This window comes from Lentibacillus jeotgali, from assembly GCF_000224785.1.
Taxonomy (GTDB): Bacteria; Bacillota; Bacilli; order Bacillales; family Amphibacillaceae; genus Lentibacillus; species Lentibacillus jeotgali.
The window spans coordinates 55,869-78,746 of sequence record NZ_AGAV01000017.1 but is presented as its reverse complement, the minus strand read 5'-3'; the positions used below and the strand labels follow the sequence as shown (position 1 = coordinate 78,746).

The window sequence follows — 22,878 nt, the reverse complement described above, 5'->3', positions numbered from 1 at the left end:
AGTGTGCTCATGTGTTCGGAAAGCTTCTGCACAAGTTTGTGCCGCTTTCGCACGAGTTTAAGTCATTATCACACAAATAGTGGCGGTTCCCGCACGAGTTCGAGAGCTCCTCGCATGAGTTAGGAGGTCCCTCGCACATGTTTACGTCGATGCCGCACAAGCGGGCACTGCTCTGGCACGAGTTCAAGGGTCTCTCGCACAAGTTGAGACTTTTCCCGCACATGTTCGAAGCTTTCTCGCACAAGCTGAGGCTGCTCTCGCTCATGGTCGGGGGCTCCTCGCTCAAGTTGATGGCGATCCCGCTCAAGGTTGAGGAACTCTCGCACAAGTATTAACACCACCTGCACGAGTCCCAGCCACCGCCGCACACGTCCGAGCGACTGCTGCACAAACTAGGCCCGCTCTCGTACGAGACGAGACAGTTTCTGCACAGGTTATCAAGCGGCTCGCCCAGGTCCAAACCATTTTATTGAAGATTTTTGGCAAAAGCCAAAAATCCCCTATTACTGTTTTTTAAGACGTTCGGTCAGCTCATCATATTTCGGGCTGTTCAGGAAGTTTTCCACCGAAATATGCTCAGCACTCGGCAGTTTCTCCCGCGCCTGGTCCGTTAAATCTTTATGCGTAATGACGATATCCGCATCGTCCGGGATCGCCTTGATGGCCGTATTACTCACATCAATAGTTTCAATTTCCGCTTTCTTAAGTTTGTTCTTCATTAACGATGCGCCCATCGCACTGGAGCCCATGCCGGCATCGCAGGCGAAAATGATTTTATCGACGTCGCCGGCAGGTTTTACATCAGACTGCTCGTCAGTTTCCGCTGTTTGATCACTTTCGGCAGATTCTTCTGCTGACTCATCCTCTTTCAGATTGCCCGCTACCGAACTCTTCTTACCTTTCATTTCTTCCATTTTACCAGTGGCTTCGGTGAGGTCTTCATCGTTTGATTTGCTTGTCTTCAAAATGAATGCTGCAACCAGGAATGATACAACTGCTGCTACAATCACACCTGCCAATACACCGAAGTAGCTGCCCTGCGGTGTTAACGCCAATATAGCAAAAATACTGCCAGGTGAAGCCGTTGCAACAAGACCGGCATTAAAAATGGTAAACGTGAACACACCGCTGATACCGCCGCCGATAACGGCCAGCAATAGAGCAGGCTTCATCAGCACATACGGGAAGTAAATTTCATGAATGCCGCCCAAGAACTGTATGATCGCCGCACCGGGCGCAGAGCTTTTGGATGTCCCTTTCCCAAAAATAGCAAACGCCAATAAGACACCCAACCCCGGGCCTGGGTTCGCCTCCAGCAGGAACAGAATAGATTTACCAACTTCAGTAGACTGTTCCACCCCGATTGGGCTTAAAATGCCATGGTTAATGGCATTATTCAGGAATAAAATTTTTGCAGGCTCGATGATGATACTGGCCAGTGGCAGTAACCCGGCATTAATGATCACTTCAACACCAGCCGCCAGTGCGTTGTTAAGCCCCTCAACAATAGGGCCAACCAGCGTTACCGAAATACTTGCGATGATAGCACCCAGGATACCCGCTGAGAAATTGTTATAAAGCATCTCGAATCCGGAACGAATCTTGTCCTGGAACAAGTCGTCCACTTTTTTCATCAAATAGCCGCCCAATGGCCCCATGATCATGGCACCTAAGAACATCGTTATATCAGAACCGACGATCACACCCATCGTGGAAATCGCACCAACGATACCGCCACGCTTATCATGTACCAGCTGCCCGCCGGTATAACCAATCAAAAGCGGCAGGAGGTATTTGATCATCGGATCGATCAATGTCGCCAGCTGCTCATTCGGCAGCCAGCCATCTGTCATAAATAGCGCCGTAATAATACCCCACGCAATAAATGCGCCGATATTCGGCATAACCATACCGCTTAAAAATCCGCCAAAGCGCTGTACCTTTGTGCGGAAACCTTTTTCCGCCATAGTTTGTATACTCCTTTCTGGTATTATCTTGTATAAGTCCTATCTTTAGCGTAAAGCGTGTTGGCAATGTATTCAATTTAATCTTAATACTAATTTGTCGTGGGAGATGGTGACATGATTTAATAGTGAATAATGAAGACTTTCGGCAGGTGCCGAAAGTCAACGATTTGATTGATTGGGGGAAGTGTGCATCATGTGTTAGGAGAATTTCTACATAAGTGGTTGCTGCTCTTGCACGAGTTTACGCCACCATCGCACAAGTGGACACTGTTTTTGCATAAGTTTGAGAGGTTCTCGAACGAATTCGAAGTTTTCTCGCACAAGTTCGAAGGCGTTTCGCTCAAATCAGGGTATCTCCCGCACAAGTGCGCGGGCTTCTCGCACGAGTTGAGGCGACTCCCGCTCAAGTTCGGGGGCTTCCTGCACGAATTGGGATGGCTACCGCACAAATGGACGCTGATATCGCACGAGCTGAGGCGGTTCTTGCACGAGTTTGAGGCTTTCTCGCACGAGTTTGAAGGCTTTTCGCTCAAGTTGGGACAGCTTCCGCACGAGTTAACGTGGCTCTCGCACAAGTTCCGTCCCCTGCCGTACAAGTTCCAGCATCTGCTGCACAAACTCGAGCCGCTCCCGCACGAGTCAAGCAGTTTCTGCACAAGTCGATGCAACCCTCACCCCATCCAAAACCATTTAGATTGAAGATTTTTGGCAAAAGCCAAAAATCCCCATTCAATAAACAATAAGGAAGGTTTTCGGCTGCCGCCGAAAACCAACATCCTCAATATGCTCAGCCTATCCATAGCGTTAACCATCACAATACTGATAACATATTTTGCAGAATGGGCATCAACATAAACAATCACCTTAATACTGAGGAGGTTTTCTATTGGCACGTCAACTTATATTAGCGTCATCGTCACCAAGGAGAAAAGAGCTGTTGCAGCAGGTAGATATTCCATTTACCATTCGAAAACAAGATGCGGATGAATCACGCATTACGGAAGCAGATCCAACGAAAAAAGTAGCAGAACTAGCGAAGTTGAAAGGAAGAAACGTGGGAATTCGGCATGAAAATGAACTTATATTAGCCGCTGACACCGTCGTCTCCTTTCAAAATCAGATATTCGGCAAGCCCGAAACAGAATCGAAAGCCTTTCAAATGTTAGCTGCTTTAAGCGGACAGGTTCACGAGGTACACACCGGGGTTATGCTGCGGACAAGCCAGGAGGAACGGGTATTCACAGAAAAAACAGCAGTTGAGTTCTGGCCATTGACCGACAGCGAGATTGAACGCTACATCGCCACGCGGGACCCATTTGATAAAGCGGGTGCTTATGGCATACAAGGGCCAGGTGCCGTGTTGGTCAAACAGATCAGGGGCGACTACTATAATATCGTCGGCCTGCCGATATCACGTGTCGTACGGGAACTCAAACCGTTCACGGAAGACTAGGACGAAGGGAGCGCATTAGCCGGCCAATCCGGTTTATAAGTATAAGCTGTGGCATCACAACTTTTTGCAATATTTGTAACTTATTGTTGAAAAGACCTTCATCCCTATTTTATAATAAAAGTACACGTTTAATGGTTTGGGGAGTTTTTGGGATTATTAATACTTCCATCGCACCCAATAACCCCCTATAAACAGTCACGCACCAGTGCTGTTTTTTATATAAATGTATGAATGAGATCGACACATTTCTCCGATATAGCCTCTGGGGCCTGTCCTTTTATTTTCAAACCTCTTGATCGCCAATCGAACGTTCTGATCTGATCTGCAAGAATAACCCCTTCTATCGGTGAACCCTCTGGTAATGGAACCTCAAAGGGATATCCCTTCTGTTTTTTAGTGATCGGACATAATGCTACAAACTTTCCCTTGTTGAATAGCTTAGGTGATAATACGATTGCCGGCCTATGTCCTGCCTGTTCGCTTCCCGATTGTGGACTGAAGTTGATAAAAACCAGATCGCCTTTGTCTGGAATGCTTTCATCAATCACCAGGTCTCACCACCTTCAGGTTTGCCGAAGTCAATCTCGTCGTGCTGATTATCTTCTGTGATTTGGCTCATGAGTTCTTCGAGTGTCGGCGTGTTATTAACAGGCTTTACGAATATACCGTTGCGATCTGCTGACACTTCGACTTTTGAACCCTGTTCGACACCGAATTGATCTGCCAGATGCTTAGGTATTATCACGCCTAAACTTCCACCCCATTTTTGAACGGTTGTCATAGAAATATCCCCCTTTTGTTCCGTTGATTTCATTGTATCACCCCATTTATACATTGTATATATATTATATATATATCCTCCGAAAATTTTATGCAAAAACAAGAAAAATGTGATAAAGCTTCTAAATAGACATGAAGTACCACAGCATCATATCCCTGTACCCTTACGATAAATTGAATAATAAATAAAACCTTGAAAAAGCATTTGCTAATCAAGGTAGGGTTAAAGGATCTTCTATTTTTCTTAACTGTCTTACTATATAGTTTTCGTCTGCGCTATAAAGTAATTCCTCAAGTAAACTTACCCCTTCTCGACTTTTGCTCATAAGAATACTCCTTAACGCATATAGATAGATTTCTGCAAATTTATCTCAAATTCTTTTCTATCCAGCTTTTACGTTTTTCCGCAGGCCCAAGATGCGATACATCCTCATACGAATAACTGATTTTCATTTGGCCTGTATTATCTAACATAAATGTTAAATACGTCCACGGTGCTTGATCCTGCATCTTAAATTCTTCCCAAAGTCTTCGAAAACAATCATCTAAATTTTGATCCATGGCATTAAATTCGCTAGAGTCAATATCAAAAACTTCATCAATGTCTAAACTATAGACAGGTTCCACAGAATTCAAAGGGTAGTAATAAAAATATACTTGTGAAAATCCTTCTCTAACTTCGGCATATAATAATACTTCTTCCCATTCTTCTGGAATCATTGAATTCAAGATATTGGCTACTTCTTGATATATTGGAGTGAGATCATTCGGGTTTCTAACCATTCACTTCAAATATTCAGCCTCCCATTTCTCTTGCTTTTCTACAGGATCTAATTGGGAAACATCCTCATAACTATAGTTTATCTTCATTTGTCCACTATTCTCTAGTATAAAAGTTAAATATGTCCAAGGCTCCTGTTCTTGTGTTTTAAATTCTTCCCTTAAATTAGAAAAACAGCTATATAATTCATTTTCTAGTTCATCAAACATATCTTCATCCATATTAAACAAATCAATTATATCCAGACTGTATACTGGATTATTTCCATTCTCAGGATAATAATAGAAATAAACTTTTTTATACCCTTCTCTGATCTCAGCATATAAATATAATTTTTTCCACTGCTCAGGAATTATATTGACTAAGGTGTTCGCGACTTGTTGATATATTTGTTCCATTTTTTTGGTTTCCAAATTAGTGACCTCCTGTATAGTTTGTTAGTCTATCAGAGTATTTTTTTCCATCTATTGTGTAATTTAATTTAAACTCGGTTGGTCTCACTGACTGTCCTTGGTATATGGGCTTTAATTTGACTGTTACTTCTTTACCTTCTTCTAAGGCTTTTTTCCATTCATTCTCTATTGTTTTATACTCACTTCGATTAAGTGTAGCATCCATTGGGACTAAGTTATCAATATCCCCAGAACCTTTAAAAATACTAGCAATTAAATGGCCGCCATCATCATTCTCTAACCTGTCATCTCCGCCCACTTTCCTTTGAGCATATTGATTCCGATCTGCTTGCCCTAACTCTAACTTAGCCTCGGCTACTGAAATCCGTCCTTTGTCATCCGTTTTATATTTGTACCCTTCTTTAGTCGTATATTCAATATTTGGTTTTAGTGCCTTCTTACGATTAACCCTAGTGTAATGTCCGCCATATTCTACCTTGCCTCCATTAACAGAAGAATTACCGGAATTTTCCCCATCACCCTTCTTCACAGCAAAATAATAACCACCCATACTATCTTGCACAAGTCCCATTTCAGGAACATTCGCACGGTACCATTCTCTTATATTCGTTAGGGTAGGGAGTTTCCGTGTCGCCGAGGTTGCTTTGGCTGCAGACACGGTGCTCTCTTGATCATTCGATGTTACTTTCGAATTGGTTTTAGGCATTCCGCTACTCTTTGGGGCACTAACACCTCTCGCGCCAACGCCTGTTAAAAATAAACCGAAGCTTGACTTCCAATGCTCTTTCGAAAAGGCCTCATCCGGATTCACGGCGCCATTTACCATATCAACGCCGCCCATGGTCAACCAATTGGCAAAATCAGATGGGGAATTCAGCATATTTTCTGCATTATACTGTAATCCGCTGTGCGTATTTTTCGCCAAGTCAAATGCGCCAAGCGTCAAGTAGTTACCAAAATCATACCATGAATCTGTTGCTTTTTGACCTCTTTCTTCAAAGCCACTCCATATATCCAATCCAATTTCCTTGAATGCTCCAACAGACTTTTGAAATGCATTCTTTTCCTCTTCCTCCGCCGGCTTTAACCGGCTCTCCGGGATCTCAGAGACGAATTTGTAATTAACATTCCCCTCGTTATCCATATATTCACGGATAATCCTACCGTCCATCAGCGTGTGGTAGTTGCCATACCATTCATTCTTATAATCGGACACTTTTTCAGTATTCACGACCTGCCCTTTGACGGTTGCAAATTCCTGCTCGCTGATATCGCTGCCGACAGATGCTGAAACAACGCTTAAGGCTCTAAAACTGTATTCCGCGGTCTTCATCTCAAACTTTTCTGCCAGCATGTTCACCCACGCTCCGGAATATGGAACATACCGTGACAGGAGGTTTGCGGCCCCTTTGCCTATAAGCACATCCAGGGACAACATATTTTGTACCGCTTTTCCCCGAACGCCGGAAATCAAATCCTGGTGGAAATCGTGCTGGGACAGCTGCTGAACGGAATAATTTCCAATGCTGATGTCGCCGCTGGAGACCATTCCGCCAAGTTTATTGATGTAAGTTTGCATTAAATCCAGATCATTCTGGGGTTTATCCAGCGCTCTTGTGCTTTCGGAATCAAATGTGTACAATTTTTCCAGTGTGTGGTCTGTCTTTTTTCGTGCCTGCTGCGAGCGATCGAGAAAGTCACTGTCATCCACAGAAGGCAATGGCACAATATCCCCGACAGAGGAAATGATACTATTGGCTTCATCGGTTAAAGTCATTGTAACATTTTCTGCATTTTTCAATCCCTGTTTGACATCTTCCCGCAAAAAAGATTCGCGGATATAGCCCTGTTCATCAGGCTCCAATGAGGCAAGTGAATCTTTGATTTTGGCCAGGGTATCCTGAAAATCCGTGATGAATCCTTCCATAAATACGAGGAATGGCATATGGCTTTCCTGATAGAAAGCCCGGATGGAATTTGCCGCTTTCCCTTTAAAAGCATCCTCCATCGCAACAAATCCATCTAGCTTTGTCTGGATTTTTTTGATCTGATCCTTCAGCCTGGTTAAATTCGTCGTCGTTTGGTCAATTTCATTATGTAGCTGCTGTACATCTAAAACTTTTATAGCGTTTCACCCCTTTCCAATAACCTTACCCTTATTTCAATACTTGGAAAGAAGAGGCCACCGTTTCATCCGTTTCCTTCAGTCTTTCAACCACACGATTTGCCGATTCTGTATTTTCCCGAAGTACTGTTTGGTAGGACACGTTTATATGCTCCAACTGCTGTTTCATCTGCTGAAGCTTATCCGTCACGTCCATTGAACTGTCCCCTGAAGCATGCTTGGAGAAAGCGTTCTCCATTGATTCTACCGCATTCTTTAATTCACTCAATGATTGTTGGACGGGTGAATCGTTAAGTTTGATTTCTTCACTCATTGTTCAGCAGCTCCCCTCTCCTTTGGTCATGTAAATCATTCAGCCTTGATTGCTGGGATGAACGATCATTTTCCAAAGAAATGATCTCCTGTTTGATTTGCTCGATTTCTGTTTCCACTCTGGAAATAACAGTCTGCAGATCTCTCTGTTCAATAGATTGATAGCTTCCCTGTAATTCCCTTTGTTTGAACCCCTCAAAATTGTTTGCCATACTCCCGCTCCATGTATTTTTAGACAGTGATGGATCCAGACAGACACCCTTTTTATGTTGAAATTCATCACTGCAATCCAACAATTGTGAGAGCGCCCTTTTCAGCCTTATCAAATCCTCCTGCTTCTGCTGCAATTGGGCATTTATCGAATTTATTGCCCACTGCACGCCAGATATTTGAGAATCAAGTTGGAAGACAGTGTTTGCCAACCGTTTCACCCCATTACAATAAATTCTTTTGAATTAAGCCGTTTTTCTTAGTTACCTATTATTGTAAAATAATTAGAAACTTTTACTAAGGGGATGAAAGTACTATTTTTCTGTGTGTATTTGAAGGGAATGCAATACTTTATACCTATTTCTAAAAGTCTTTCTAATAAGGAAGGTTTTCGGCTTGGGCCGAAAACAACATTTTTGATTGGGGTGTCGGTGATCGTTTTAGTTCTTGGGGCGATCAAGTTGAGGTGGTTCTTGCACGAGTTGGGGTGGTTTACGCACGGTTCGAAGGGTTTTCGCACAACTTGGGCTGGTCCTCGCAAGAGTTTCGGCGCTTTCGCACAAGTTCGTGCGGTTCTCGCACGGGTTGGAACACCTGTCGCACAGGTTAGAGCCCTTCCTGCACAAGTTTAAGCGCCTCTCTGCACGAGTTTAGCTGGATCCCGCACAAGTTTGAGCGCTTCTCGCACGAGTTCGAAAGGTTTTCGCACAAGTTAGAGATCTTCCTACACAAGTTTAAGGGCCTCCCGCACGAATTTTGCTGGATTCCGCACAAGTTGGAGCGCCTCTCGCACGAGTTCGAAAGGTTTTCGCACAAGTTAGAGGTCTTCCTACACAAGTTTAAGGGCCTCCCGCACATGTTCGAAGCGTTCTTGCACGAGTTCCACCCTTCGCCACACAAGTTGGAGCGGATGCAGCACAAGCTCGGACCGCTCCCGCACGAGTCGAGGCAGTTTCTACACAAGTTAACGATACCTCGCCGATTTCAAACCATTATATATTGAGGATTTTTGGCACAAGCCAAAAATCCCCATTTTATATTATGGTGGTATCATTACAGAAATCCTTGACCCGGGGCCTAATACACCCCGGGTTATTTCACCAATACTTTTTCGCCTGTCTCAGCCGATTCCAGACATGCTTCAACCACTTTAAGATTGCTTATCGTATTTTCCATCGTATGTGCTATTTCTGTGCCGCTAATAATGACTTCAGAAAAATGCTCAACTTCTGCTTTATACTGATCTGCGTTTAGCGTTTCTTCACGCCGCACACCATCTTTCTCGATAATCACTAACCCATCACCGCCGTTTACATCAGGCCGGTATGCGCGCGGAACGATCACACGGCCTTCCGTACCAACGACTTCGTATTCTTGCCGGAATGCCGATTCGAAACTATTATCAAAGACGGTCATTAGCCCATCAGGAAATTCCATATACGTGACGACCTCTGTTTCCACACCATAGCTTGCATCCCGTTTTGCATGTACATTTACTGAAACCGGCTCGCTGCCCAGGATATGCCGGATGGAGTGGATACTGTAGCACCCAATATCATAAAACGTCCCGCCGCCTTTTTCAGCAGCCATTCGAATATTATCTTCCTTGTCCGTCACTGGAAAGGAAAAACTAGATCTAACAAGCTTAACGTCGCCAATTTCGCCACTGTCGATAATTTCTTTTACCCGATTATGCTGGGTATGAAAATAGTACATAAACCCTTCCATAAAGTGTACACCGTTTTCCTCACACGAACGCTTTATTTCTTCCATGTCAGCAGCCGTTAATGCTGCAGGCTTTTCACAAAGGATATGCTTGCCCTTAACCGCCGCTTGGATCGCCCACTTTTTATGTAAATGATTCGGGAGCGGTATATACACTGCACCTATTTCTGGATCATCAAAAAGCTTCTCATAACAATCATAAGCCTTGGGAATCCCTGATTCACGCGCGACTTCTGAAGCCTTCCCACTCCCGCTTGCAATAGCAGTTACTTCAGCATTATTAGATCGTTCAATGGCTGGAATCAGCTGTGTTTGTGCTATGTTTGCGGTGCTTAGAATGCCCCATTTTACTAGATTCATTTGTTACATCTCCTTTTTTTGATGAAAACTTGTACCAGCTTTATTGATATCATAACATAGACCTTGGCCATACCGAGTGCTTTAATGAGTTGGAGGAGCTTCTCATACAAGTTGGGGGGCTGTCGCACGAGTTCGAGTACTTTTTGCACGAGTTAGGGTAGATGCTGCGCAAGTCCAGGACGGGGCTCGCACGAGTTCGAGGCGTTCCTGCACGAATTCAGGACGCTCTCGCACAAGTTCAGCGATTTCTTGCACGAGTTGCGCTGACCCTCGCACAAGTTCAGGTAGCTCTCACACAAGTTCAAGCACTTCCTGCACAGTTGGGGCGGATCTTGCACAAGTCCAGCGATTTCTTGCACGAGCTTTGCTGGCCCCCGCACAAGCTCGAGCGTCTGTCGCTCAAGTTAGAATGAAGATTTTTGGCACAAGCCAAAAATCTCTCCTTCAACAAAAAATAAGGAAGGTTTTCGGCTGCCGCCGAAAACCAACACTTCAAAATCTTTTATCTTCGCCAACATCGATGCTGCTTATCATATACCAGGCCGCTTTTCTTAAGTATTCGCGTTGCCAATCCTCTATTGATATTGCCGAGAAACCACACACATTCCTTGTTCGTGATCGAATTCTTTACGAGCAAAAGAAAATCCTCTATAGCTTTTTTGTGCGCATTTCGCGAAAAACAGCTGCATTGCCCGCAGTGCCATCCATTATAGACCCGCTCCATCCCCCGCAAACCGCAATCAGGACAGATCACACCCGGCAATATATCCGCGGGTTTTACGCCATATCGCTTGAACAAATCAATATCAAACTCACGACTTTTGCTCAAAATTGCTTTACCAATCTGATAGTTTGAGAGCTTCCGAGCGCCCTTATTTCCGAATTGCCGATCTGCCTTCATAATTTGCTCGGGAAGCTCAGCGGCATGAACGACATGTTTCCCAACCTCTTCCTCACTGCCTTTAACATGTACAACAGTAGACGGATCGGCAATGGCAACGAAACATTGCACCGGGATATGCCCCAAGTTGTGCTGCTTGAGCCAATTTTGCAGATGGAATTTTTGATTTTTCACTTGAGTGATTGGATATTCGAAGCCTGACTCAATCGTACCGTCAGAGCGGGTGAGCTGTCGGAGCGTGGTGTTAAAGGTGATGCTGCCTTGATAATGTTTGGAATCCACAATGAAAATAGTATGGTTAGCGATTGTGAGTGAGTCAATTTGAAAGTTTTTATTGTTCTCGCGGAGATAGACATCATGAAGAATCGTATACATCGGAGCAAGATTGTCGAAAAAATAGTCGACCTTCAGTTCACCCGAATAACCTTGCTGCTGCTTTTTAGCATCTTCTTTCATCTTGGGGAGACCTGGAAAATGTGGCGAGAGCCGCGGAATGGCAGCATCGAGTTTTTGAAGCGGAAGGGGCTTAGTGCGGTGTCTGAGTATCATGGTTTTGCTCCTTTATTTTGTTTTAGGGGGATATTTTCACTATAGCATATTGGTGAAGAAAATGGGGCATGATTTCAAATTTTTAATAAATGTTGTTGTTCTGAGCCCCCATATGAGATGGGGCTGATTTATCACGAAATGAGGATATCCGCGAATATGTTCACACGATTGCCGCACAAGTTGGCAGTAACCCTGCATAAGTCGAGACTAATGTCGCACGAGTAAACGCCGCTCTCGCACAAATATAGGTTGATCCGGCACAACTTCCGAGCATTCCTGCACAGGTTGAGGCAGTTACTGCACGAGATTGAGCGCTTATTACACAGGTTCAGAACGTTCCCGCACGAATTTGAGTGCTCCTTGCACGAGTTCGGTACGCTCCCGTACAAGTTTTAGTGCTTCTCGCACAGGTTCGAATCGCTCCCGCACAAGTTTTAGTGCTTCTCGCACAGGTTCGAATCGCTCCCGCGCAAGTTTAAGTGCTTCTCGCACAAGTTCAAATCGCTCCCGCACAAGTTTTAGTGCTTCTCGCACAAGTTTCATCCCCTATCGCATAAGTCGACGACTCTCGCGCTCAGCTTCCGAGTATTTCTGCACGAGTTTGCGCTGTTGCTGCACAACCTGAGGGCGTTCTCACTCAAGTTCCAGCTCATCCTGCGCAAGTGGGCGCTGTTCCCGCTCAAATCCAGAGCCCTCCCGCACAAGTTGAGGCTAATCCTGCTCAACTCAGAGCATTACCGCTCAAGTTAGCGCCAATTCCGCACAAGTTGAGATAGTTCTCACTCAAGTTCGAGCACCTGTCGCACACGTTTTTATGAACCTTACACCCAATTCAGAACCATTAGAACGAAGATTTTTGGCTCAAGCCAAAAATCAACTAATCTAACCAACTATTAAGAAGGGGTTTTCGGCCAAACAGAATTCCCTCGTCCTGTTACCGCTCCATCCGCTCATTAATACTCCCCTGCAGAAACAGGATCTCCTCGGCAAGATTCCGCAGTCGCTTTGCAATCAATTTATCGATGATTTCCCCGCTCTCCAAATCGAAGCAATCATTCTGGACAAAAACATTCTCTGTCGGCACCAGCCCCTTGAAATAAGAAAGAACAGGCTTCAGCTGATATTCGGTTACAAGAAAATGTTTCTCCGACAAGCCTGTTGCGACAATGCCGGTAACCTTGTTTTTAAAAGCGTACTCCGGAAAATGATCGAGCAGATTTTTCAATACGCCGGCGATAGATGCCTGATAGATCGGCGTCCCAAACACCAAACAGTCTGCAGACATGATTTTGTCAGCGACCGGCCAGGTATCATCTTCAAAATACGCAAGTGGGGATCCGTCAGCGAATGATAATTCATAATCCCTTAAATCAATGAGTTCTGTCTTCACAGATGTATCCATCAACTTGGCAGCTTCCAGCACATCGTAAACCGCCTTGGATGTCTTATCTCCTGCCAATGTTCCTGATATACCAACTAATTTCAAACAGACGCCTCCTTGCAGTTCCAACATTTTCAATCTTCCATATACATTAAATTACAATAATGGAAATAATTCCCGAAAGTCATTACATCAAACATACTTTGTGTCACGATAAGGAGTCGTGGGATCTTAACGGTTACTTTTTGTTGCGGGGCATGTGCTAATCATTATACGCGGCAGTTGCATGGAGAGGCTCTATAATCATTTTAATGCATCCCCCGCCGCTTTCCAAATTTTCCATTCGAGCCGGAGCAAGTTCGATCGATTCGATACGGCTCCAGGGGGATTCCTGTCACATCGGTGTCATAAACATTTGCGTCCAGTAGGTTCCATACTTGAGCCCACCACCTTCTACATAGCCAACACCAATATGCGTAAAACCTTCCTTCAAAATATTTTTACGATGCCCCTCGCTGTTCATCCAGCCTTCCACCACTTGTTCGGGACTGCGCTGCCCGGCCGCTATATTTTCACCAGCCATGCGGAAGCTAAAATCGAACTGCTCCATCATATCGAAAGGGGATCCGTACGTTGGCGATGTGTGGCTAAAATAGTCGTTGTTCGCCATATCCTGGGATTTCTTCCGGGCAAGACTGCTTAAGCGATTATGCATTTCCAGCGGCTCCAGGTCTCGCTTTTCCCGCTCTTCATTAACGAGCTGCACAACTTCTTTTTCATAGGCAGATGGCTCCGCTGAGTCTGTATCCGGCGTCTCTTCTTCTGATTGAAACAGCTGTGTCATGTCTTCCTTCGTATCTTCTTCTGATTGAAACAGCCGCGTGAGGCCCTCCTTGTATTCCCCAATAGTCATATCCTGATCTTTCCACCAGTCTTGTACTGCAGTTGTCCAATTTTCAAAAGTCTCCGGCTCCAGCCGCTCTGGATTCCACGTTTGTTCTACCAAAGCTGGTGTTCTTATCGATGTCATAAATAAAATAGCCACTAATATGAATAGCCGTTTCATTGAAGTCTCCTTCATTGTGATCGTTAGTGAAAATAGCATACTTCCGCTTTTTGACGGGCAACTCTGGCACTGCTCTCATTACGTTCCTTCTGTATTCATATCCATTATACACAATAATAAGAAAGGTAAACAAAATCAGGAACTGAAATTCTCGTAAAAGGGAGCTATTGTCGCATGACTTCAGGGGTGATTCGTATTTTGGTGCATAACTCAAACGATATTACTGGTGGGTCGATCGATTTTCCGTGTGGGTGTTCCCGCACAAGTCGGGGGCTTATCGCACATGTTTGAGTGCTTCCTGCACAAGTTGCGGCTGCTCCTGCACATGTTCGAGCGCTTCTCGCACAAGTTGCGACAGATCTCGCACAAGTTCGAGCACTTTCTGTACAAGTTGCGGACGCTCTCGCACGAGTTCGGGTGCTTCCTGCACAAGTTGCGGTCGCTCCCGCACGAGTTCGAGTGCTTCCTGCACAAGTTGCGGCCGCTCCCGCACGAGTTGATAATACTCTCGCCCATCCCAAACCCTTTTATTGAAGATTTTTGGCACAGCCAAAATTAAACAAACAAAAGGAAGGTTTTCGGCCGCCGCAGAAGACCTTCCACATTGGACGCATAAAAATAGTCAACTCACCCTTGCTTATTGATCTTGTCCCATTCTGTCTTTTTATAATGAATACTCTTGAGGCTATCATTTATAAAATCCGGATCATATTCCCTAAACAATTGCTCTTGAACCCATTCTTTCATATCCTCATGGTCCGAGTGATTCGAATCATAATAAATATCCAAAAACTCATAATAGCCGGGTAGTCCGCCCACATCTTCCGGCGGCGCTGTTTCAGCACCATCGATAAGCGTTGGATAGCCGTAATGGTAATCTTTCATCGTTTTTTCTAATGTAATAAGAAAATGCCAATCATCACCATAATCATAAATGTATTCAAGCGTTCCATACTTTTCCAGATACGTATCAATCTTGATCCCGGCCGGTTTGCGCACCACTTTTTCCAATTCGCGCAGCCGGGCTTCCTGAATCTCCGCGAATTCCGGGGGAACATCCCGCAACTTGGCCTCAATCTCTTTCCGGTTTTTCTTAAAATGCTGATGCTCCTGATACGCCTCTTCATCATTGGTCACCCGGATATTATCATTCGGCAGGTCAAACTCGAAAAGGTGATATGCGCCGGGATAACCGCCCTGAAAATTCGTTGCGTTCTGAATCACATCATGCAATCTGTTAAATGTCGCGCCGGCCGGCATGACGATACGACGCCAGATTAGTGGTTCTGAACCGGTCAGCTCGATTTTGATTTGATAGGCTTTCATGTGATTAGCTCTCCTTTAAGATTGAGAAAAATTTTATAAAATGAGCGTCCCGAGTCCATATGTAGCTCGGCACGGTTTAGATGTTCGCTTTAACGGGATCTGCAACCTCCCAATCAGCTTGCTGATCCCTGCCGCCTAGAATTCACCGGCAGGGATAACGGCCAAAGATATTGGTGCTAGCGGACAACATCAAATTGATCAAACGTTTGATCATATTCCGTTACGCCTTCTCCCGTGCAGAATAAAGGGTCTAGTCTTTCTCACTATTCTATCATATTCTGCGAGAGTGACTCGAATGCGCGCGACACTCCCTGCATTTCGCGCGAACCTGCTTGTTGTTCAAGGATTACATTTTTGTTTAATTCCTGCAATTCTCCTTTCGTAAGACCAGTTATATCAAGGATGTCTTCGTCCGGATATTCTTTTCGAAGCATTGCAAACGCTATTTCTCGTTTTCCCTTTGTCTCCCCTTCTTTCTTCCATTCCTCCCTCAATTCATCAAAAATTGGTTTAAACGTCGGCGAGTTAGGAAACCCTGTTCCACTCATATGACTCTCCTCTTCTTTAGGACCTTTTGACATGTTCTGGCATCTCCAGTAAATAATTGATGAAGTTCAACGCCTGCTACTGCTAACACACGAATTAAGCCTTTTTTCTCAATTATAAAAGAAGATTTCCGGCATCAGCCGGAAATCCTCTTCACCTCAACAGCCCCGCCATTTTCAGCCCATGCCAGATTCCGTCATCATGCACGTCTCTCGTAACACTGCCGGCCGCCTCTTTCACGGTATCTGCAGCGTTACCCATCGCGATACTGTTTTGCACGGACTTAAGCATCGGAATATCGTTCAGGCCATCGCCGAAGGCAAAAACGTCTTGGGCGGGGATGTCCAATTGCTCAATCAGCTTTCCGATGCCTGCCGCTTTGGAACCACCGGCCGGCATGACGTCCACAGAATACTGATGCCAGCGGACAAAATCGAGTTGATCAAACGTTTGATCATATTCCGCTTCGCCTTCTCCCGTGCAGAATAACAGCGTCTGATACACCTTGCTATTTCGATAAAAATCCGGATTATACTTAACGGCCTGATCAAGTTTCAGTGACTCAGTAGCCGCTCTGACTTGCGGGTGATCTTTCGTGTTCGCATACCAGTCCTCATGATTGAGATGGACCAGAGGATGCTGACGTTCCGCCGCGTATTTCTCCAGCGCGGCCAAAGCATCCGGCTTCAGGGGATTTTTGTAAATCGCTTCGTCATTGTGCACGACATACTGCCCGTTGATGCTGACATAAGTGCTGATATTCAGTTCGTCCATCAGCGGTTTGAACGCAAACGGCGCACGGCCTGTTGCGATCGCCACAAAATGGCCGTCCGCCTGCAGCTGTGCGATTGCCTGCTTTGTCGATTCCGGCAGGCGCTTCTCATCATCAAGCAGGGTCCCGTCTATATCAAAAAAGATGAGTTTTTGTGTCATGTGTTGGCCTCGTTTCGTAGGTGGTTTATGTCTATTATTCTATCATACATATAGCTGCTTTGGGGGAAACTGTTGCCACCACATTTTAAGACAGCAAAAAAACCTTGCAGCAATATTCTACAAGGCTCAACGGCAGCAATATACCGGGGAAAAAAAGTTCAAGGGGATTCCCGCACGGATTCGGAGTGTTGCTGCACGAGTTGGAGTGAATTTCGCACACGTTGGTCTCATTCTCGCACGAGTTAGCGATGCTCTCGCACAACTTTAGCGTTACTCTGCACAAGTTGAAGCCGCTGCCACACAAATTCGGGAGCTTCTCGCACAAGTTCAGCCGCTTGTCGCACAAGTTGGAGCCGCTATCGCACAAGTTCAGGTGCTTCTCGCACGAGCAATATACCTGTCTTATCGTCATTCATTTTCAGACGGGGATATGTCACACACTCGGGATCAGCGTTTTCTCTATTCTCCACTTCATGTAGCAGTTCATCCAGCCCGGAATGAAAAGCAAACGCCGCAGTTTGCTCCCAAGCGTTACTTTCTTCCAATTTCGTTGGCAGCATTAATCCATCGCTCAGTAAAAGAACTCCGGTAACCTTTTTCAAGGATAGCCTGCCTTTTTCCAAATGATTTAACGCAGCAACACTTCCATCAATCACACCGTATCCATCACGGCTATTTAGCAAAGAGCGGTTTTCAATTAGCGTCGGCCGCACTTTTTCCCTGGCTTCAGCCATCCCGACGTCCCTGCCTTCTTGCTTTCTCAGTTCCACAATGCCGTTTATTGCTTTTTGATCAAAATGATGAAGCAGGTCATATGTCACCTGACGGATATCACCGTTCTCATATTGTAAAAAAATCATGCAATCTGCGGCATGGACATAATCAAGCCGTAAGTGATCCATATCGATTGAAATCGCTGCAAGCGCGCAAGTACTCCGTTTTTCTTTTGAAACGTCATCTATCGTCACACTGCCCTTTAGCCCAAGATACGAAAGGCTTTCTTCACCGACTGCCTGATTACCAGCTTTCACGCTGTCCTCGAGCGACTTTTCCATGACGTTTGCATTCAGCACTTCCCGCATGGCACCTGAGGCTATGTGACCGGGCACACCTTCTAGCCCTGTGGCACCGTCAATTGCCGCGAAAACCCCGGACTTCTCATTGATCACATAAGCATCTTCGTTTACGTCACGATTCCCTTTCTTATACACCGTATTTATCTTCATGACACCCCCCCTTACCATCACTGAGTGCTTTCTCTGAAAATCAGTTCCGTTCCTAGTGTAACTGTTTTGGCTACAGTACGCTGCTCGAGAATCCGTTCTTTCATTAAGGATACGGCAGTCTCCCCCATCATTTCCGTGTAAACTCTGACAGTACTTAAAGATGGTGAGACATACTTTGCCACACTCGAGTCATTAAATCCGATAACCTGAACGTCTTCCGGGATACGAAGCTGATGATCCTTTAAAGCACGTAATGCCCCGACAGCAACGGCATCATTTGCACAAAAAAATGCAGTGGGAAGGTCATTCTCAAGCGTCTGTATCGCATTGTCCATCATATCATAACCGGAATCCACGCTGAACGTTCCTTTAAAACAATACTTCTTATTGAATAAGTTATGTGACCTCATATAATCACGAAACGTATCATATCTTGGGTCTTTCAGAACTTCAGAGGTACCGGGAAACTTTTCCTCACCGGTCAGCATCCCGATTCTGGAGTGTCCCCGCTTGATAAAATGAGACAGAACGTTGATCGTTGCCTGTTTAAAATCTGCGACGACAGCGTCACAGGTAGGCAGTGCATGAATGTTATCAACAAAACAAATATTGGAACTCCAATTTTTCAAATGCTGCATTTGCCGGTGTGAAAATTTGCCTATCGCGATGACGCCATTTACTTTGACGTCAGGTTGTTTGTTCGCATTTTGAAACAGCCGGATATACTCATACTCATCGTTTTCCAGTTTTTTTTCTACACCCTGACGGATCGAATAGTAATACAAATCATTCAGTTCTTCCGTCTCTGTATACCAATGCACAATCGCTATCCGCACACGCTGTTTTGTTTTCTTTTGAATGTGTTTTTTATAACCCAGCTGTTCAGCAGCGTCAAAAATGTGCTGCTTCGTTTCCGGGTTCACTGACAGGTTTGGGTCCTCATTAAGGACGCGTGATACAGTTGCAATCGAGACATTTACATGATTCGCTATATCTTTAATCGTCGCCATTTATCCAACTCCGATCGACTCGTTATGAAACGACCATTACTTCACACTTTTCGTATCCACTGCCGAAGTACGCTTCCGCAAGTCAGCTTCAATTTCTTCCAGACTCCGGGCACGTGTTTCCGGCAGATATTTCACGACAAAAATCATGGCGCCAATTCCAATCACAGCAAAAATCAGGAACACCTGTTCAATGGACATGACTTCGGTCAGCATTGGGAAAAATTGTGCGACAAGCAAGCTTCCGATTGATAACGCCAGGGCAGCGATACCCGTTGCTGCACCACGCGCACGCATAGGAAACAGTTCCGGAAGCATAACCCATAAAACCGGTCCCCACGTGAAGGCGAAAAAGATAATGAACAATGTCAGACAAGCCACAATAATCCATGCGCCGACCGTTGAACCAAGGCCGATTGTCCAGATTAAGCCGGCCATAATCACTAATGATCCAACCATCCCGATATTTCCGGTGATCAGCAGTTTCTTCCGGTCAATTTTATCGATAATCATAATTGCAACGATTGTAAATAAGACATTGACCGTTCCGATTCCGACCGTCCCCAAAATGGACGTGACATCGCCAAGTCCAGCTTCATTGAAAATCGTTGGCGCATAATAAATGATCGCATTAATGCCGATGATTTGCTGAAGCAGCGCGAATGTACAGCCAATAACCAGCGTCGGACGCAGCCAGGCTGATTTTAATACATTCCAAGTGCTGTCAGAAACACGATTAATTTCAATCATTTCATTTATTTCTTGATCGATTTCATTTTCCTTCCGCGTCAATTTCATAACACGCCGGGCCGCTTCTTTGCCGCGGTGTTCAAGCAACCATCTTGGACTCTCAGGCATAAATAGTACACCAACCATTAATATGAGAGATGGTACAACGGCAAGTCCGAGCATCCAGCGCCAACCTTCAATTGGAGCAAACGCATAGTTTACCAGGTAGGAAGAAAGAATACCGATTGTAATCATCAGCTGGTTCAATGAACTTAGCGACCCTCTGGATTCTGTCGGTGCCATTTCCGATAAGTATACAGGAACAATTGCAGTGGAACCACCAACAGCCACACCAATAATCAAGCGACCCACTACAAGTGTTACCATATTCGGAGCAAATGCCAGTGTCAATGCCCCAACAATATATAAAATCGAAATCATAAAGACCAATCTGCGCCGCCCAAATTTATCTGACAAAGGCCCGCTTGACCCCGAACCAAAAATTGCTCCAACCAGCATTGAACTGACGACAAGACCTTCTGTAAAACTCGTTAGCGGAATATCATTTTTTATATACAAGAGAGCCCCTGATATAACACCCATATCATACCCATATAGGAGTCCACCTAACGCCCCGAGAAAAAATATCACTTTTTTACCTATTTTTTTACCACCCATTATTCAGTCCCCCAAAGATGTTAATTTAAAATTTAGTATACGCTTTCATACTATTCATGTAAAGTATTATTTTTAGTGTTGCCATTTAACAATGACCATCACTGCACTAGGACAAGTTAAATTTTATTACTTTTTAACTAAAAAACATCAACAATTTTATTGTGCATACGACAACACTATAGTAAACTGATTGTAAGCGTTTTTAACAAGAGAACTAAGAGGGGGAATTCCATGAATAACCTCATCAATACCTTTCAGAATGTATTTAATTGCACCGAAGAACCGCGTACATTTTTTGCACCCGGCCGTATTAATTTGATCGGCGAACATACCGATTATAACGGTGGACACGTTTTTCCCACCTCTATTTCTTTTGGGACATATGCATTGGGAAAAAGGCGGACAGATACGCGTTTCCGTTTCTATTCCATGAATTTTCCGGAGACGGGTGTGGTTGAATGCGACCTTTCCGATTTAAGATTCAATGATACACACGATTGGGCAAACTATCCTAAAGGCATGATCCATCACCTAATCAAAGCCGGCTATTCGCTAAAACACGGTGCTGACATTCTGTATTACGGGGATATTCCAAATGGTGCCGGGCTTTCCTCATCGGCATCCATTGAAATGGCAACCGGTGTATTGCTGGAGTATTTATTTGAACTAAACATCGACCGTATCGAAATGATTAAGCTCGGGCAAAAGGTTGAAAATGATTATATCGGCGTAAACAGCGGCATCATGGATCAGTTTGCCATTGGCATGGGAAAACGAAATCATGCCATTCTATTAAACTGTCAGACGCTTGATTATAATTATGCACCCATCGAACTGCAAGATCATGCGATTATGATTATCAACACGAATAAACAGCGCACGCTTGCCGGATCGCAGTACAATGAGCGCCGCCAGCAATGTGAAGAGGCGCTTACCGATTTAAAATCAGAACTTAGTATTAACAGCCTTGGTGATTTAACAACCGAGCAATTCGAACAGTACAAACACCTCATTCAAAATGACATTAACCGGAAACGGGCCAAACATGCTGTTGCGGAAAACAGCCGCACACTGGAGGCATTAAATAAATTACAAAATGGTGATCTGGAAGGATTTGGGCAATTAATAAATGCCTCGCATCAATCGCTTCGACACGATTATGAAGTAACCGGTGCAGAATTGGACACTGTCGTGGAAGCAGCCTGGAAACAAGAAGGTGTTATCGGAGCAAGGATGACCGGGGCCGGATTTGGCGGATGTGCCATTGCCATTGTGCCAAAAAGTAAAATTGATGATTTTAAAGACAATGTTGGACAAATCTACCAGCATCAATTTGGCTATTCAGCCACATTCTATACGGCCACACTCGGCGATGGGGCCAAAGAAATAACGGAAGGAGCATTATAATGCGTATTCTTGTATTAGGCGGAGCAGGATATATCGGCTCGCATGCCGTCCATCAGCTGATTGATCAGGGAGAACAGGTTGTCGTTGTTGATAACCTGGAAACTGGGCATCACGAAGCCATCCATCCAAATGCTGTTTTTTATCAAGGGGACATTCGCCATATTGAATTTCTACGCGAAGTCTTTGCGAAAGAATCAATCGATGGCGTCATGCACTTTGCAGCCAATTCCCTTGTGGGCGAATCCATGGAAAAGCCGCTCCAATATTTTGATAATAACGTTTATGGCACACACGTGTTACTGAAGGCTATGGTGGAACATAATGTGAAAAATATCGTCTTTTCCTCCACTGCTGCAACATATGGTGAACCAGAATCGATACCATTGACTGAAGCCATGCCGACAAACCCGACAAATCCGTACGGCGAAACGAAACGCACCATGGAGAAATTAATGAAGTGGACTGAACATGCCCATGGGATTAACTATGTTTCCTTAAGATATTTCAATGTGGCAGGCGCACGGGAAACCGGTGAAATTGGTGAGGATCACCGTCCCGAAACACACCTTGTTCCCATTATACTGCAGGCTGCGCTAGGCCAGCGTTCAAATATCACCATTTTCGGCGAAGATTATGACACGGCAGATGGTACTTGTGTCCGGGATTATGTTCATGTAGAGGATCTCATTCAAGCACATATCCTGGCAATGAATTATTTGAAGAATGGCGGCCAAAGCAATATTTTCAATCTCGGCAGCAGTCAGGGTTTCTCTGTAAAAGAAATGATTGATGCGGCGCGAAATGTAACCGGCGAAGACATTAAGGCTGAAACAGGTGAGCGCCGTAGCGGAGATCCGAGCGTACTGATTGCAAGTTCCGATAAAGCGAAGGAAGTGCTTGGATGGAACCCGACGCGAACAGCCATTACAAAAATCATGGAAGACGCATGGAAGTGGCATTCAAACAACCCGAATGGATATAAGTCAGAGAAGGAGTAGATGTA

At 44.8% G+C, this 22,878-nt stretch carries 24 protein-coding genes; 4 read left to right on the top strand and 20 right to left on the bottom strand.

The annotated features are described in order from the left end of the window. Positions 1-137: 137 nt before the first annotated feature. Positions 138-335 (top strand): hypothetical protein, encoded by a 198-nt coding sequence (locus tag ON01_RS14165; protein WP_010531727.1) that lies wholly within the window; start codon positions 138-140, stop codon positions 333-335. Between the two features lie 168 nt (positions 336-503). Here ON01_RS14165 and ON01_RS14160 read toward each other — a convergent pair whose 3' ends face one another. Next, entirely contained in the window at positions 504-1,967 is a 1,464-nt protein-coding gene (locus ON01_RS14160) for a PTS mannitol transporter subunit IIBC (RefSeq protein ID WP_010531726.1), read from the bottom strand. 886 nt (positions 1,968-2,853) lie between these two features. Between ON01_RS14160 and ON01_RS14150 the strand changes: the two genes are divergently transcribed. After that, positions 2,854-3,420, top strand: coding sequence for a Maf family protein (locus tag ON01_RS14150; protein ID WP_010531724.1), 567 nt, complete (start codon positions 2,854-2,856; stop codon positions 3,418-3,420). A 215-nt stretch (positions 3,421-3,635) separates the two neighbouring features. Here the strand turns inward: ON01_RS14150 and ON01_RS14145 are convergent, their stop codons facing one another. The 19 genes from ON01_RS14145 to glcP all read right to left on the bottom strand — a co-directional run bounded on the left by ON01_RS14145 (position 3,636) and on the right by glcP (position 20,468). Beyond that, positions 3,636-3,968: a type II toxin-antitoxin system PemK/MazF family toxin gene (locus ON01_RS14145; protein ID WP_010531723.1), complete on the bottom strand. Its 333-nt coding sequence runs from the start codon at positions 3,966-3,968 to the stop codon at positions 3,636-3,638. Then, positions 3,965-4,201, bottom strand: a complete 237-nt coding sequence (locus tag ON01_RS14140) for an AbrB/MazE/SpoVT family DNA-binding domain-containing protein (RefSeq protein ID WP_010531722.1) — start codon at positions 4,199-4,201, stop codon at positions 3,965-3,967. The genes ON01_RS14145 and ON01_RS14140 overlap by 4 nt, the downstream gene beginning before the upstream one ends. 365 nt (positions 4,202-4,566) lie before the next feature. Next, a complete protein-coding gene (locus tag ON01_RS14135) occupies positions 4,567-4,983 on the bottom strand; it encodes an immunity protein YezG family protein (protein WP_010531721.1) in 417 nt (138 codons plus the stop codon). After that, the gene (locus tag ON01_RS14130) at positions 4,984-5,394 is read right to left on the bottom strand and encodes an immunity protein YezG family protein (protein WP_010531720.1); all 411 of its coding nucleotides are present in this window, start codon (positions 5,392-5,394) and stop codon (positions 4,984-4,986) included. Position 5,395: 1 nt separating this feature from the next. Next, a complete protein-coding gene (locus tag ON01_RS19940; RefSeq protein ID WP_280990992.1) occupies positions 5,396-7,519 on the bottom strand; it encodes a T7SS effector LXG polymorphic toxin in 2,124 nt (707 codons plus the stop codon). A gap of 31 nt (positions 7,520-7,550) precedes the next feature. Further along, positions 7,551-7,832, bottom strand: a complete 282-nt coding sequence (locus ON01_RS14120) for a YwqI/YxiC family protein (RefSeq protein ID WP_010531718.1) — start codon at positions 7,830-7,832, stop codon at positions 7,551-7,553. Beyond that, positions 7,825-8,262: a YwqH-like family protein gene (locus ON01_RS14115; protein WP_280990991.1), complete on the bottom strand. Its 438-nt coding sequence runs from the start codon at positions 8,260-8,262 to the stop codon at positions 7,825-7,827. The genes ON01_RS14120 and ON01_RS14115 overlap by 8 nt, the downstream gene beginning before the upstream one ends. Before the next feature lie 871 nt (positions 8,263-9,133). Continuing rightward, entirely contained in the window at positions 9,134-10,126 is a 993-nt protein-coding gene (locus ON01_RS14105; RefSeq protein WP_010531715.1) for a Gfo/Idh/MocA family protein, read from the bottom strand. A 502-nt stretch (positions 10,127-10,628) separates the two neighbouring features. Beyond that, on the bottom strand, positions 10,629-11,576 hold the full coding sequence (locus ON01_RS14095) for a nuclease-related domain-containing protein (RefSeq protein WP_010531713.1): 948 nt from the start codon (positions 11,574-11,576) through the stop codon (positions 10,629-10,631). Between the two features lie 318 nt (positions 11,577-11,894). After that, positions 11,895-12,110 (bottom strand): hypothetical protein, encoded by a 216-nt coding sequence (locus ON01_RS14090; protein WP_010531712.1) that lies wholly within the window; start codon positions 12,108-12,110, stop codon positions 11,895-11,897. A gap of 400 nt (positions 12,111-12,510) precedes the next feature. Further along, complete coding sequence (locus ON01_RS14085) at positions 12,511-13,062, bottom strand: NADPH-dependent FMN reductase (protein WP_010531711.1); 552 nt, start codon at positions 13,060-13,062, stop codon at positions 12,511-12,513. Between the two features lie 289 nt (positions 13,063-13,351). After that, complete coding sequence (locus ON01_RS14080; RefSeq protein WP_010531710.1) at positions 13,352-14,023, bottom strand: CAP domain-containing protein; 672 nt, start codon at positions 14,021-14,023, stop codon at positions 13,352-13,354. 274 nt (positions 14,024-14,297) lie between these two features. Beyond that, complete coding sequence (locus ON01_RS20100; RefSeq protein WP_280990990.1) at positions 14,298-14,432, bottom strand: hypothetical protein; 135 nt, start codon at positions 14,430-14,432, stop codon at positions 14,298-14,300. A 218-nt stretch (positions 14,433-14,650) separates the two neighbouring features. Then, a complete protein-coding gene (locus ON01_RS14070; RefSeq protein WP_010531708.1) occupies positions 14,651-15,349 on the bottom strand; it encodes a plasmid pRiA4b ORF-3 family protein in 699 nt (232 codons plus the stop codon). Positions 15,350-15,612: 263 nt separating this feature from the next. Next, a complete protein-coding gene (locus ON01_RS14065) occupies positions 15,613-15,930 on the bottom strand; it encodes a hypothetical protein (protein ID WP_010531707.1) in 318 nt (105 codons plus the stop codon). Between the two features lie 118 nt (positions 15,931-16,048). Beyond that, complete coding sequence (locus ON01_RS14060) at positions 16,049-16,828, bottom strand: Cof-type HAD-IIB family hydrolase (protein ID WP_010531706.1); 780 nt, start codon at positions 16,826-16,828, stop codon at positions 16,049-16,051. A 356-nt stretch (positions 16,829-17,184) separates the two neighbouring features. Beyond that, positions 17,185-18,054: a hypothetical protein gene (locus tag ON01_RS14050; RefSeq protein ID WP_010531704.1), complete on the bottom strand. Its 870-nt coding sequence runs from the start codon at positions 18,052-18,054 to the stop codon at positions 17,185-17,187. A 17-nt stretch (positions 18,055-18,071) separates the two neighbouring features. Continuing rightward, on the bottom strand, positions 18,072-19,064 hold the full coding sequence (locus ON01_RS14045) for a LacI family DNA-binding transcriptional regulator (protein ID WP_010531703.1): 993 nt from the start codon (positions 19,062-19,064) through the stop codon (positions 18,072-18,074). A 36-nt stretch (positions 19,065-19,100) separates the two neighbouring features. Further along, positions 19,101-20,468: a glucose transporter GlcP gene (gene glcP, locus ON01_RS14040; protein WP_010531702.1), complete on the bottom strand. Its 1,368-nt coding sequence runs from the start codon at positions 20,466-20,468 to the stop codon at positions 19,101-19,103. A 231-nt stretch (positions 20,469-20,699) separates the two neighbouring features. Between glcP and ON01_RS14035 the strand changes: the two genes are divergently transcribed. Beyond that, positions 20,700-21,875, top strand: a complete 1,176-nt coding sequence (locus ON01_RS14035; protein WP_010531701.1) for a galactokinase — start codon at positions 20,700-20,702, stop codon at positions 21,873-21,875. Next, positions 21,875-22,873: a UDP-glucose 4-epimerase GalE gene (gene galE, locus ON01_RS14030; protein WP_010531700.1), complete on the top strand. Its 999-nt coding sequence runs from the start codon at positions 21,875-21,877 to the stop codon at positions 22,871-22,873. The genes ON01_RS14035 and galE overlap by 1 nt, the downstream gene beginning before the upstream one ends. Positions 22,874-22,878: the final 5 nt, after the last annotated feature.